This window comes from Nitrospira sp. SG-bin1 (assembly GCA_002083365.1).
GTDB lineage: Bacteria > Nitrospirota > Nitrospiria > Nitrospirales > Nitrospiraceae > Nitrospira_D.
In genome coordinates, this window is the sequence record LVWS01000033.1 from 586,075 (window position 1) to 598,143 (window position 12,069).

The window sequence follows — 12,069 nt, forward strand, 5'->3', positions numbered from 1 at the left end:
TCGAAGTATTCCTAATCTCAGCTTCGCATGAATGTCGCCGCCGGCTCGTGTGATCGCAGGGCGGAGCAAAATGGTATAATCCTGCCCCTATGGGCAACTCGATCGTCATCAAAGGCGCGCGGGAACACAATCTCAAGAATATCGACGTGGAGATTCCACGCGACAAGCTGGTCGTGATCACCGGCTTGAGCGGGTCGGGCAAGTCGTCGCTGGCCTTCGATACGATTTATGCGGAAGGTCAGCGCCGGTACGTCGAATCGCTGTCGGCCTATGCGCGACAGTTCCTCGAACAGATGGGCAAGCCGGACGTGGATTCGATCGAAGGCCTGTCTCCCGCGATTTCCATCGAGCAAAAGAGTACCAGCCACAATCCACGGTCCACAGTCGGCACGGTCACGGAAATCTACGATTATCTTCGACTGCTCTTTGCCCGTGTCGGACGGCCCTATTGTTTTCAATGCGGAGATGAGATTACCGCACAGACTGTCCAGCAGATGGTCGATGCGATCGCCGCTCTGCCGGAAGGCGAGAAGTTTCAGATTCTGGCGCCGATCGTCCGCGGGCGGAAGGGAGAATATCGCAAGGAACTGCTGGAGATGCGAAAGGCCGGCTATGTCCGCGCCCGCGTCGATGGCAAGCTTGTCGATCTGGGCGAGGACATCACACTCGATAAGCAGAAAAAGCACACGATCGAGATCATCGTCGATCGATTGGTGATGAAACCCGGCGATGCCCTCATGCGCCGGCTGGCCGATTCCGTCGAAATAGCGGTGAGGTTGGCCGGCGGACTGGTCGGAGTGCTGACCGAAGACGGCCAAAGCAGGCTCTACAGCGACCGGCTGGCTTGCATCAAATGCGGGGTCAGTTACCCGGAAGTCACACCCCGGGTCTTTTCCTTCAATAGCCCACATGGCGCCTGTCCGGCTTGTGACGGTATCGGTTATGCCGTGACACCCGGTTGCCCGGAAGAAGAGGACCTCACCCTGCTGGAACCCTGCTCCGTCTGCCATGGCGCAAGGCTGAGGCCTGAAAGTCTGTCTATTAAACTGGCTAAGAAGTCGATTGCCGAAGTCACCAGCCTCTCGGTCCGTGCCGCCGCTGACTTCTTCGTGTCGCTGAAGTTTTCCGATCGGGAGCTGGTGATCGCGCATCGAATCCTGAAGGAAATTCGTGAGCGGTTGGGCTTCCTCGTCAATGTGGGCCTGGACTATCTGACCCTCGATCGGGCGGCAGCGACCTTGTCCGGCGGCGAAGGGCAACGGATTCGGTTAGCGACGCAAATCGGGTCCGGCCTGGTCGGCGTGTTGTACATCCTTGATGAGCCATCCATCGGATTGCACCAGCGCGACAATCGCCGATTGTTACAGACATTGCTGAGATTACGGGACCTTGGGAATACCGTCGTCGTGGTCGAGCACGATACGGAGACCATGATCGCAGCTGATCATATTCTCGATATGGGCCCGGGCGCCGGTTCACACGGTGGGCATGTCGTGGCGCAAGGGACGCCTCAGCAGATCATGGGTGATCCAAGCTCATTGACCGGCCAGTATTTGCGTGGGGCGCAGGCGGTGTCGGTGCCGCGGCGGGAGCGGAAAGCCAAGGGCATGCTGTCCGTGGTCGGGGCGCAGAAGCATAATCTCAAGAATGTTACGGCACGCATTTCTCTTGGACTGTTGACCTGTGTTACGGGGGTGTCCGGATCGGGCAAGAGCACACTGGTCCTGGAAGTCTTGTTCCATTCCCTCTCGCAGATGCTGTACCACAAGAAGCCCAAGATCGATGGCTGTAAAGAATTAAAAGGCGTCGATGCGCTCGATAAGGTCATCGATATCGATCAATCGCCGATCGGCCGAACTCCCCGCTCGAACCCAGCCACCTACACGGGCCTGTTCGGCTACATCCGCGATCTTTACTCCAACCTGCCGGAGTCTCGCGTCCGCGGCTATAAGCCGGGGCGGTACAGCTTCAACGTGAAAGGCGGCCGCTGCGAAGCCTGCCAAGGTGATGGGCTCATCAAGATCGAAATGCATTTCCTGCCCGATGTCTATGTGACCTGCGAGGTATGCAAGGGGCAACGCTACAACCGCGAAACGCTCGAAATCCTCCACAAAGGGAAGAGCATCGCCGATGTGCTGAATATGACGGTGGACGACGCATTGGAGTTTTTCGAACATATCCCACTAATCAAGGCAAAACTTCAGACCCTGCACGATGTCGGCCTGCATTATGTGAAGCTCGGCCAGTCGGCGACGACGCTCTCCGGCGGCGAAGCCCAGCGGGTAAAGCTGTCGCGGGAGCTTTCCAAACGCGCGACCGGGCGGACCATGTACATCCTCGATGAACCGACGACCGGCCTGCATTTCGCCGATGTGCAGCGGTTGCTCGATGTGCTGGATCGACTCGTAGAAGCCGGCAACACAGTGCTGGTGATCGAACACAACTTGGATGTCATCAAGAATGCCGACTGGATCATCGACCTGGGTCCGGAGGGCGGCGATCGCGGCGGCGAGATCGTGGCAGAGGGACCGCCCAAAGAAATCGCCAAGTCGAAGCGGTCGTATACGGGGCAGGTGTTGAGGGAAGCAGGGCTGTAAGGGCGAATCTTTCGTGCGTCGCCATAATGCGATGAGTTCTGACGACAACTGAATCGCTACTCTTGGCCGCGGGCGACTGTAAGGCGCGATAAGAATCGCATGCCGTCGCCCGCGACACCTTTTTCAGCTACATCTTGCCGCACCCGCTATGGCGACGCCGAAAGCTCCATCCCTTCCAACCCAGCTAGGCGAAGGGGATGACGGCGGGGGGCGAGAAAGTGGTCAGCCGCTGATGTGTACATAAGCTGAGGCCTGGGTGGCAGCCATCCCCACAACCATGTCGAATGATGAGCCAAAATACACAGCGTTTAATTACTGTGTGTGTTTTATTGATCTATTGGGTCAGCGAAATGCTGCTCAAGGTCAAGGCCTGTTACCGAAAATTAGTTCGGAAGCAGAAGACAAGGCTTTTCAGAAAGTCATATCGAAGAACATTGGAGGCATCCTCCAGCTTCAACGGGATGTAGAGGAGTTAAAGAGGGCCTTGTCTCCGGATCCCAATTCGCCATTTCGTCAATATTTGAGTGATGAGGAGAAAACTACATGGGACGAGATCCAATCTGAATCTGTAAGGACCCAGTATTGGTCAGACGGCTTCGTCAAATTTGTATGCTTAGGAAATCAAGAGAGCAAGTATCCAGCAAAAGGAGTATTTGAGCTCTTTTGCACATCAGGATATTTCTGTCTGCTAGGCTTGGTTCGAAACCGTCCTGTCCGGGGTGCTATTGGCCTTGCTTGGGGATCAGAAGTCCGACCAGGTGAATTATACGGGCCTGCAATTGTTAGGGCGTACGAACTCGAAAGCGAAGTGGCTCAATATCCGAGGATCGTAATTGGCCACGAAGTTGTAGAGTTCTTAGAAGCCCATAGTAGCAATCCCGAAGATGGCGTAGTCAGCACAGTCAATCGGGCTTATGCGCTACAGTGCTTGAGCCTACCAAGATGATGACGGCTATAGGATAATTCACTATCTCGGAAATAGTTTTCGACACGCAGTAACTAATGTGCATCATGGTGACTTGTATCAAAAGGCCCGTATGTTTATTGTTCAACAGGTACAGGAACACCAAAGGCTTCAGAACAGCAAGCTCGCGTTCCGCTATACCCAGTTGCTCGCCTACTTTGATGCTCATAGACCTTCGGTCTAAGCATGTAGTGGTTTACAAGTGTGGTATGGGCTGATCAAGTAAGGCGGAAGTAGAAGCAAAGATGTCACGAGCCAAGAAGTACCAACTTTGAGGATATCCTGATAGGTTGTCTATCCCATATGTTTTCGTTGTCCCTCTCCAAAATCCTATGCTCGTTAGGGTGAGTTGATAGCCCTTCTTTTATTTGCTCATTTCCTTTCCTGCCGTTTGAATTCAAGCGACAATACCCCAACAATTTTCCAAGAAGGAGGACGGTGTCCATGCAGACTGTTGCGTTGCTGACGATTTCGAACGTGTTCATGACGCTCGCTTGGTACGGCCATCTGAAGTTCAAGGACTCCCCCTTGTTCACAGTGATTCTGGCGAGTTGGGGGATTGCCTTTATCGAATATTGCTTCCAAGTACCGGCCAATCGGATCGGTCATGGGCAGTTCAGCGCGGCGCAACTGAAGACGATCCAGGAAGTTATTACGCTGGTCGTGTTTTCGATTTTCTCGGTCGTGTATCTGAAGGAAGCGATGAAGTGGAACTATGTGGTGGGATTCGCCCTGATAGTGGTGGCGGTCTTTGTCATCTTCAAAGAGTGATGACCGTCAGGTTACGGCGACTTCCTGTCTTTCATGGCACCCTTTCCATTGAGCTGACGTTCCTCTTCCGCTTGCAGCTCTTCTGTTAGATCACTACAATACCGCGAATTTTTCCCGATTGGCGAGCGAAGGGGGATATCGGTATGCCGAAAGCGAAGAAGACCGACTCGAGTGCGAAGGCCGACGGTGCCGTGAAGAACTCTGCGCCATCATCCGCGCCGACGTCATCCACGGCAGAGGATTTCGAAAGGCTCGGCGTCTTTTACATGGGACGGCCGTACGATCTGGCGGCCAAACAGGCCAAGCCGGGATGGCTTCTCTACGATTCAAAAGATCTGGTGACGCACGCCGTCTGCGTCGGCATGACGGGCAGTGGCAAGACGGGTCTGTGCCTGGCCCTCCTCGAAGAAGCGGCCATCGATAATATTCCCGCGATCATCATCGATCCCAAAGGCGACCTTGGCAATTTAATGCTAACGTTCCCAAGCCTGAAGGGCGAAGACTTCCAGCCTTGGATCAACGAAGACGATGCGCGCAACAAGGGTTTGTCGCCGGCCGACTACGCCAAGGCACAGGCTGAGCTGTGGACAAAAGGCCTGGCCGGTTGGCAACAGGACGGCGCGCGCATCCAACGGCTCCGCGATTCCGCCGATGTGGTGATCTACACGCCGGGCAGCAATGCCGGATTGCCGGTCTCCATCCTCAAATCGTTCGCGGCGCCGGCCGCCGATGTGCGTGAGGATGCGGAGTTGCTGCGCGAACGCATCAGCACGACGGTGACGAGCTTGCTCGGCTTGCTCGGTATCGAAGCCGATCCGATCCAGAGCCGCGAGCACATTCTCCTGTCCACGATTCTCGATCAGACTTGGAAGAAAGAAGAAGATCTGGATTTGGCCTCGTTGATTCAGGCGATTCAATCGCCGCCTGTCGCCAAGATCGGCGTGATGGATGTCGATTCCTTCTTTCCGTCGAAAGAGCGCTTCGCCCTCGCGATGAAGCTCAATAATCTCCTGGCCGCGCCGGGGTTCCAGACCTGGCTGGAAGGCGAGGCGCTGGATATTCAGTCGATCATGTATACCCCTGCCGGGAAACCGAGGCTGGCGATCTTTTCTATCGCGCATCTGAACGATGCGGAGCGCATGTTCTTCGTCACGTTATTGCTGAGTCAAATGGTCGGATGGATGCGGGCGCAATCCGGCACTACCAGCCTGCGCGCCTTGCTCTATATGGATGAGATCTTCGGCTACTTTCCACCTGTCTCGAATCCGCCATCCAAGCTGCCGTTGATGACGCTACTCAAACAGGCGCGCGCATTCGGCCTCGGGGTCGTGTTGGCGACACAAAATCCGGTCGATCTCGATTACAAGGGCTTGGCCAACACCGGCACCTGGTTCATCGGACGATTGCAGACGGAGCGGGACAAGGCGCGGGTGCTGGAAGGATTGGAAGGGGCTTCCAGCAGCGCCGGGAAGAAGTTCGATCGCGGTCGGATGGAGCAAACGCTGGCCGGGCTCGGCAATCGGATCTTCCTCATGAATAACGTGCATGAGGACGAACCGGTCGTGTTTGAGACTCGCTGGTGTCTGTCCTACCTCCGGGGACCTCTGACCAGGACGCAGATCAAGACGCTCATGGAGCCGGTAAGGCGTGAAACGTCAAACGTGAAACGTGAAACGTCCGGGGCTCGACACTCAGCACTCAGCACTCAGTCCTCAGCACTGACATCTCGTCCCATGCTGCCTCCCGATGTCCCGCAGCATTTCGTGCCGCTCCGTGGAACCAAGCCGGAGGGAAGTGAATTGGTCTATGCGCCGATGCTGCTCGGCTCATCGCAGGTCCGTTTTTCCGACTCAAAGAGCGGGATCGATACCACGCAAGGCATGACGGTCCTGGTACCCATGGCCGACGGGCCTGTGGCCATCGATTGGGATAAGGCGATCGCAGCAGAGTTGACTGTGGCGGATCTTGAAAGAGAGCCAGAAGCTGATGCCCAGTTTCTTGCCCTTCCCGCCGGTGCGGGCAAAGCGAAGAGTTATGCCGATTGGAACAAGGATTTCGCCGGCTGGCTCTTTCGCACTCAAAAAGTCGAGTTGTTCAAGAGCCCCAGCACCAAAGAGGTGTCTCACCCAGGCGAGTCCGAGCGGGATTTCCGGGTGCGATTGCAGCAAACCGGACGTGAGCAGCGCGATAAGGTAACGGAATCGCTGCGCCAAAGATATGCCTCGAAGATGGCGACGCTTCAAGACCGAATCAGGCGGGCGGAGCTGGCGAAGGAGAAGCAACAGGCCGAAGCGCGTTCCAGCCAAGTGCAGGCGGCGATTTCCGTCGGCGCCTCCATTCTTGGGGCTTTTCTTGGACGGAAGACGATCAGTGCCTCGAACATCGGCCGGGCCACGACCGCGGTCCGCAGTGCCGGCCGGGTCATGAAAGAGTCGAAAGATGTGGGAGCGGCAGAAGAGAACGTCGCCGCGCTTCAACAGCAATTGGCCGAACTCGAAGCGCAATTTAAATCGGAAAGCGACGCGCTGGCCGCCGCGACCGATCCCTTGAACGAAAAGCTTGAAACGATTTCCATCAAGCCCACCAAGTCCAACATCGCCGTGAAACTCGTGGCCCTCGCCTGGACGCCGCACTGGCGGGATGCTGAAGGCAGGCTCACACCTGGCTGGACGTAACTTCACCCGCTTAGGAAGGAAGTGACGGCTGCCGTCCTCTGCAGTCGTCTGCTACAGAGTAAGATAAAGCCGGAGCGCTCTACTCTTTAGGGTAGTGGCATCCCGAGAATTTCCGCCAGTCTAGGGGCATCCTTAGTGGTTAAAGTGATCGCGCTCAACTAAAGTATATCAACGAGGCTAATAGGAGCGAGGAAGAGGGGTATGCGTGTCTATTTGAGAAACTGACATCAAACTTGAAAATGCTCGTGGATCTTATCTGTCTTTCGCATTCCTGCCCAATTGCGAACTCCACTGCATGTTGGGTTGCAGCTCATCTCACTACCCCGCTCATCCCTGCTCCTGTTCTTTGTAGGACGAGTACCGACATCCCCATTAGTCCTTGTCTGGTATATCTTTCCAGCCGCTGACGTTCAAGTGCAACAAACGGTTCAGCGGAGGCTGTGTCATGCTTGTCCTGATCATCGACGATCATCCTCTCTTTCGCCGAGCACTTCGAGAAGTCATGGAAAGTCATTTCCCTTCGACGGTGGTGCGTGAGGCTTCTACCGGAGAGGAAGCGATTCGGGTCGTACGAACGGAACGCGTCGATCTGGCGATTCTGGATATCAGTCTTCCGGATTCCAGCGGTCTGACGGTATTGAAACGAATCAAACAACTGCGCCCTTCCCTCAAGTGTTTGATGCTGACCATGCACGACCATCCTCAGTATGTGCGTCTGGCCATGGTCCATGGGGCATCCGGTTATCTCACCAAAGGGGCGACCCCAGGAGAACTGCACGATGCCATACGAACCATTCTGTCTGGGGGGCAAGTGGTGATGGAACCGATGCGTGAAATGCTCGACCGCCATTCAATGCCTCACGATAAGATATGGCCGCACGAATCCCTCTCAGCGCGCGAGCTGGAAGTCCTTTCCCTGTTTGCGAGAGGCCGCACCGTCTCACAGGTCGCGAAGCGACTGAAGCTGAGCAGTAAAACCGTGAGCACGTATCGAACCAGATTGCTTGACAAGCTGCACCTTGAGACGACCGCCGATCTGATCCGCTACGCCCTCGATCATCGGCTGGTACGAGAGAATCAATGACCACTGAGACTCTCTGTAGGGGAAACACCGATACCATATTTGTGTTTGTTTTGATACCTAATGTCGACAATTATTAGCAAGCCGCAAGAATAATCGAGTCGGCGCGGCGGCTCATCCTCGTATGGGACGAAAAAGGCAGGGCCATAGACGAGCGCAACGGGGCAAGACATCGATTTGCTCTGGTTTCTTGAGCATCGCTTCTCCTCTCTCGCATCCGACGCGTGTCGTTATCGCAGACAGCCACGAAGTGTTCAGAGCCGGTGTGTGCGCGCTGTTGGAGGGTGAGCGAAATTTCCAAGTAGTCGGTCTGGTCGCCAATGTGCGCCAGGTGCTGATTGAGTCGAAACGAACCAAGCCCGACGTGATCTTGTTGGAATCGACGTTGTCCGGTGGCAAAGCCGATATCTGTAGAACCCTTTTTACCATCATCCCTTCCGTTCGCATCATCATGACGATTTGGGACCATGGGGATCAGGATGCCGCATTCTTTCGTGCCGTCAAGGCCGGTGCACAGGGGGTCCTACCCAAGAGTGTCTCCCGGGTTGAACTCATCCAGGCAATTCACACCGTGGCTCGCGGAGCATCACACTTCGGTTCAGAGTGTCGGTTGTCACAATCGCTGAACGATCGGACCGGAGTCCGTCCTGGACTGCGCATGCTGTCGCCGCAGGAACAGCGGATCATTTCACTCATCGCCGAGGGAAATACAAACAAGGAGATTGCGGGCAAGTTAACCCTGTCCGAAAAGACGGTAAAGAATTATATCGCCAACATGTTTACCAAGCTGGAGATTAGGCGCCGTACCCAAGCGGCGGCCTTCTATTATATGAAAACGTATCAACATCTTGCACCGGTGGATGGACGCATGCCTGCGTAAGATCGAAGTATCTTATGCCGACGATTCTTGTCGTGGATGACGACCGCAGTTCGGACCTGGTTGCACCGCGTTCTGGAAGACCGGGGATACCAGGTCCGGGGAGTCGGGGACGGCAAGGAAGCGCTTGCCTATCTGGAACGTGTCAAGCCCGCTCTCATCGTGTTGGATCTTTTCATGCCCAACATGGTCCACTGTGTCCACTGTTCAATCCATCAAAATATTGGCGATCTCCGGGCACATCATCAGGATATGACCTGACGCAAACCGCGATTGTGCTCGGCGCCCACGATGCCTTGGCCAAGCCCATCAGTGCCGGAGAGTTTCTTCCACGGGTCGACGCCCTGCTTTGTTGACTAGGACACAGCCGCTGTTCTTCCGCGCGGCTCTCTCGCCAGCCGGTAAGGGGCTAGGTATTGCCCGTCCGTCAAGGAATTTCAGCCGCAGATGCCTGGTATCGTGATTGTAAGATACCTTCCTCCGATTCGGTCTTCCCCCATCAAGTTTTATGACCAAAGGGCCGAAAAAGTACGGAATTCGTTTGTTTGAATTCTCACGGCACGCTGCAAACCAGGAATGACGACCTCTCTATCTCAGGGGCAATTGGCTCGGAACCATGTCCTAAAGATCTGGCATGCCCTTCCGAGAGGGAATTCCCTGGAGGAAGAAGAATGGCTCCGGCGCCATCGCGGAATTGTTCGGCTTCTATGGGCGCATGCGGCAGGGGTGCCCCTGTTTGGCGTCTTGACGAGTCACCATGTGTCCCTTGGTTTGATCGGAGGGTCGATCCTGGTGGGGTCGGCCATTCTGGCCATGAGCGGTCGCTTGGCCAATCGGCTTCGAGCGGCCTTGGCGACGGCGGGGTTGATATTCGCGTCGGCGTTGCTGGTGCATCTCTCCAATGGTTTTATCGAGGCACACTTTCATTTCTTCGTGATGATGGCCGTGATCGTCCTGTACCAAGATTGGCTGCCTTTCTTATTGGCGCTCATTTCGGTCGTGGTCGATCACGGGGTCATCGGCACGTTGGCTCCGACCATGGTTTACAACCACTCGGGCACCCAACATCATCCTTGGGCATGGGCGATCATTCATGGAACATTCATTTTGGCGGAATGCGCGGCCCTTCTCGTGTACTGGCGGGTGAATGAAACCGTGCAGGTGGACTTGTGCCGAGAAAAGGAGAGAGCTGAGGCCGCCAGTCGGGCCAAATCCCAATTTCTCGCCAACATGAGTCATGAGATTCGAACACCGATGAACGGCGTACTAGGCATGTCGGAATTACTTCTATTGACCAGTCTCACCGACAAGCAGCGGCACTATGTCGAACAGATTCACGGATCTGGCACCCAGTTACTGCATGTCATCAACGATGTCTTGGATTTTTCGAAGATTGAAGCGGGTAAAATCGCGCTGGAATGCGTCCCGTTCGATCTTTCCGCGGTGATCGGCGAGACCGTGGAGTTCTTCGCGGTGGGAGCCCGCGCCAAGGGACTGAACCTATTCTGCACGTTGGAAGAGGGCCTCCAAACCAAGGTCGTGGGGGATGCGCACCGGTTACGTCAGGTCCTGACGAATTTGCTCGGAAATGCCGTCAAGTTCACCGAATCGGGAAGTGTCACGGTGACCGTGCAAGGCATCCCCGGTGTACCGGGTGGGTTCAAGATCGAGGTGCAAGACACCGGCATTGGAATATCGGAAGCCGCTCAGGCGGTGCTCTTCAAAGAGTTTTCCCAGGCCGATGCATCCTCCACACGAAAATACGGCGGAACCGGGCTGGGTTTGGCCATTTCCAAACGCCTGGTGGAAATGATGCAAGGAGCGATCGGGGTGGACGGTGGACTTGGAAACGGTTCGCGGTTTTGGTTTACGGTTCATTTGACGGCCGCCTCCTCGAATCCGGGCGACAGTCTGGGAGATCGGGCCGCTGCCTAGCCCTCAATCGAAAGGAGAGCAAAAAAATGGAAGTTCATACGATCGGTTACGATTCCAAGAAACATTGGTCGGCCCACAGTCGGCCGAAAATAGACTCTCCCCGAACGCTCGTTTTGCTGTTCGGATCGTCCGGTTTCCTGGAATCTCCCGATCCGCTCAGCGAGCTGATCGACGACTACCGCGAATCGATCGTGATCGGCTGTTCGACCGCCGGTGAGATTTTGGGAACGCAGATTTTCGACGAGAGTGTGAGCGCTGCGATTGTGCGATTCGACGGGACGGATCTACGGATGGCCAGCGCTCCCGCTCGGTCGGCGGAAGATTCGTTCTCCGCCGGGCAGCACATCGCCCGACAGCTGAATGATCCCCGGTTGAAAGGCATCTTCGTGCTCTCGGACGGGCTTCATGTGAACGGAAGCGAACTCGTGCGGGGATTGAATTCAGATGTGTCCTCTTCCGTCGTGGTGACCGGGGGGCTGGCCGGCGACGGTGACCGATTCCGCCGCACTTGGGTCCTGCAGGACAGACGGCCGCAATCCGGTTTTGTGACCGCCGTCGGGTTCTATGGAGATCGTATTCGGGTCGGTCATGGATCGAAAGGGGGATGGGATCGGTTCGGCCCCGAGCGGCGCGTCACGAGATCCACAGGCAATGTTCTCTTCGAACTCGATGGGCGTCCCGCGCTTCAACTGTACAAGGAATATTTGGGAGATCGGGCTTCCGGATTACCGGCGACCGGACTGCTGTTCCCGCTCGCACTGCGTTCCAATCAAACGGATGCCAAGAGTTTGGTCAGAACGATTCTCGGCGTGAATGAACGGGAACAGTCCCTCACGTTCGCGGGCGATATTCCGGAAGGAGCCTATGCGCAGCTGATGAAGGCGAACTTCGACCGGCTCGTTCAAGGGGCCTCGGAAGCGGCAACCTCCACGAAGTTCGCGGTCGATGGTGACTCCGCTCCGCTTGCCATCGCCATCAGTTGCGTGGGACGTCGACTGGTGTTGGGAGGCAGGACGGAGGAAGAAACCGAGGCCACTCTTGACGTGCTGCCCAAAGGGACGCAGCAGATCGGGTTCTATTCCTATGGGGAAATCTCACCCTACACCGCCGGAACCTGCGATCTTCACAACCAGACGATGACCTTGACCACGCTCAGCGAGGCGGCGTGA

General features: G+C 55.9%; 9 protein-coding genes. 8 read left to right on the forward strand and 1 reads right to left on the reverse strand.

Annotated features, from left to right (window positions below):
• Positions 1 to 89 precede the first annotated feature (89 nt).
• Entirely contained in the window at positions 90 to 2,597 is a 2,508-nt protein-coding gene (gene uvrA, locus A4E19_07260) for an ABC-ATPase UvrA (GenBank protein OQW33130.1), read from the forward strand.
• A 902-nt stretch (positions 2,598 to 3,499) separates the two neighbouring features.
• On the opposite strand, the gene A4E19_07265 is transcribed toward uvrA, so the two are convergent.
• The gene (locus tag A4E19_07265) at positions 3,500 to 3,730 is read right to left on the reverse strand and encodes a hypothetical protein (protein ID OQW33131.1); all 231 of its coding nucleotides are present in this window, start codon (positions 3,728 to 3,730) and stop codon (positions 3,500 to 3,502) included.
• Positions 3,731 to 4,005: 275 nt separating this feature from the next.
• On the opposite strand from A4E19_07265, the gene A4E19_07270 reads away from it, so the two are divergent.
• From A4E19_07270 to A4E19_07300, 7 genes are all read left to right on the forward strand, one after another.
• A complete protein-coding gene (locus A4E19_07270) occupies positions 4,006 to 4,332 on the forward strand; it encodes a hypothetical protein (GenBank protein OQW33132.1) in 327 nt (108 codons plus the stop codon).
• A gap of 266 nt (positions 4,333 to 4,598) precedes the next feature.
• A complete protein-coding gene (locus A4E19_07275) occupies positions 4,599 to 7,007 on the forward strand; it encodes an ATP-binding protein (protein OQW33206.1) in 2,409 nt (802 codons plus the stop codon).
• Positions 7,008 to 7,452: 445 nt separating this feature from the next.
• On the forward strand, positions 7,453 to 8,091 hold the full coding sequence (locus tag A4E19_07280; GenBank protein OQW33133.1) for a hypothetical protein: 639 nt from the start codon (positions 7,453 to 7,455) through the stop codon (positions 8,089 to 8,091).
• Between the two features lie 121 nt (positions 8,092 to 8,212).
• Positions 8,213 to 8,968 carry a hypothetical protein gene (locus A4E19_07285; protein OQW33134.1) on the forward strand — a complete coding sequence of 252 codons (756 nt, stop codon included), beginning with the start codon at positions 8,213 to 8,215 and terminating at the stop codon, positions 8,966 to 8,968.
• A 36-nt stretch (positions 8,969 to 9,004) separates the two neighbouring features.
• On the forward strand, positions 9,005 to 9,226 hold the full coding sequence (locus tag A4E19_07290) for a hypothetical protein (GenBank protein OQW33135.1): 222 nt from the start codon (positions 9,005 to 9,007) through the stop codon (positions 9,224 to 9,226).
• Between the two features lie 315 nt (positions 9,227 to 9,541).
• Positions 9,542 to 10,900 (forward strand): hypothetical protein, encoded by a 1,359-nt coding sequence (locus A4E19_07295; protein OQW33136.1) that lies wholly within the window; start codon positions 9,542 to 9,544, stop codon positions 10,898 to 10,900.
• A 26-nt stretch (positions 10,901 to 10,926) separates the two neighbouring features.
• Positions 10,927 to 12,069: a hypothetical protein gene (locus A4E19_07300; GenBank protein OQW33137.1), complete on the forward strand. Its 1,143-nt coding sequence runs from the start codon at positions 10,927 to 10,929 to the stop codon at positions 12,067 to 12,069.

Excerpts from the sequence above, each read along its gene's own strand:
- uvrA (OQW33130.1), top strand. The coding sequence starts at position 90 with ATGGGCAACTCGATCGTCATCAAAGGCGCGCGGGAACACAATCTCAAG.
- A4E19_07265 (OQW33131.1), bottom strand. The coding sequence starts at position 3,730 with ATGAGCATCAAAGTAGGCGAGCAACTGGGTATAGCGGAACGCGAGCTT.
- A4E19_07270 (OQW33132.1), top strand. The coding sequence starts at position 4,006 with ATGCAGACTGTTGCGTTGCTGACGATTTCGAACGTGTTCATGACGCTC.
- A4E19_07275 (OQW33206.1), top strand. The coding sequence starts at position 4,599 with ATGGGACGGCCGTACGATCTGGCGGCCAAACAGGCCAAGCCGGGATGG.
- A4E19_07280 (OQW33133.1), top strand. The coding sequence starts at position 7,453 with ATGCTTGTCCTGATCATCGACGATCATCCTCTCTTTCGCCGAGCACTT.
- A4E19_07285 (OQW33134.1), top strand. The coding sequence starts at position 8,213 with ATGGGACGAAAAAGGCAGGGCCATAGACGAGCGCAACGGGGCAAGACA.
- A4E19_07290 (OQW33135.1), top strand. The coding sequence starts at position 9,005 with ATGACGACCGCAGTTCGGACCTGGTTGCACCGCGTTCTGGAAGACCGG.
- A4E19_07295 (OQW33136.1), top strand. The coding sequence starts at position 9,542 with ATGACGACCTCTCTATCTCAGGGGCAATTGGCTCGGAACCATGTCCTA.
- A4E19_07300 (OQW33137.1), top strand. The coding sequence starts at position 10,927 with ATGGAAGTTCATACGATCGGTTACGATTCCAAGAAACATTGGTCGGCC.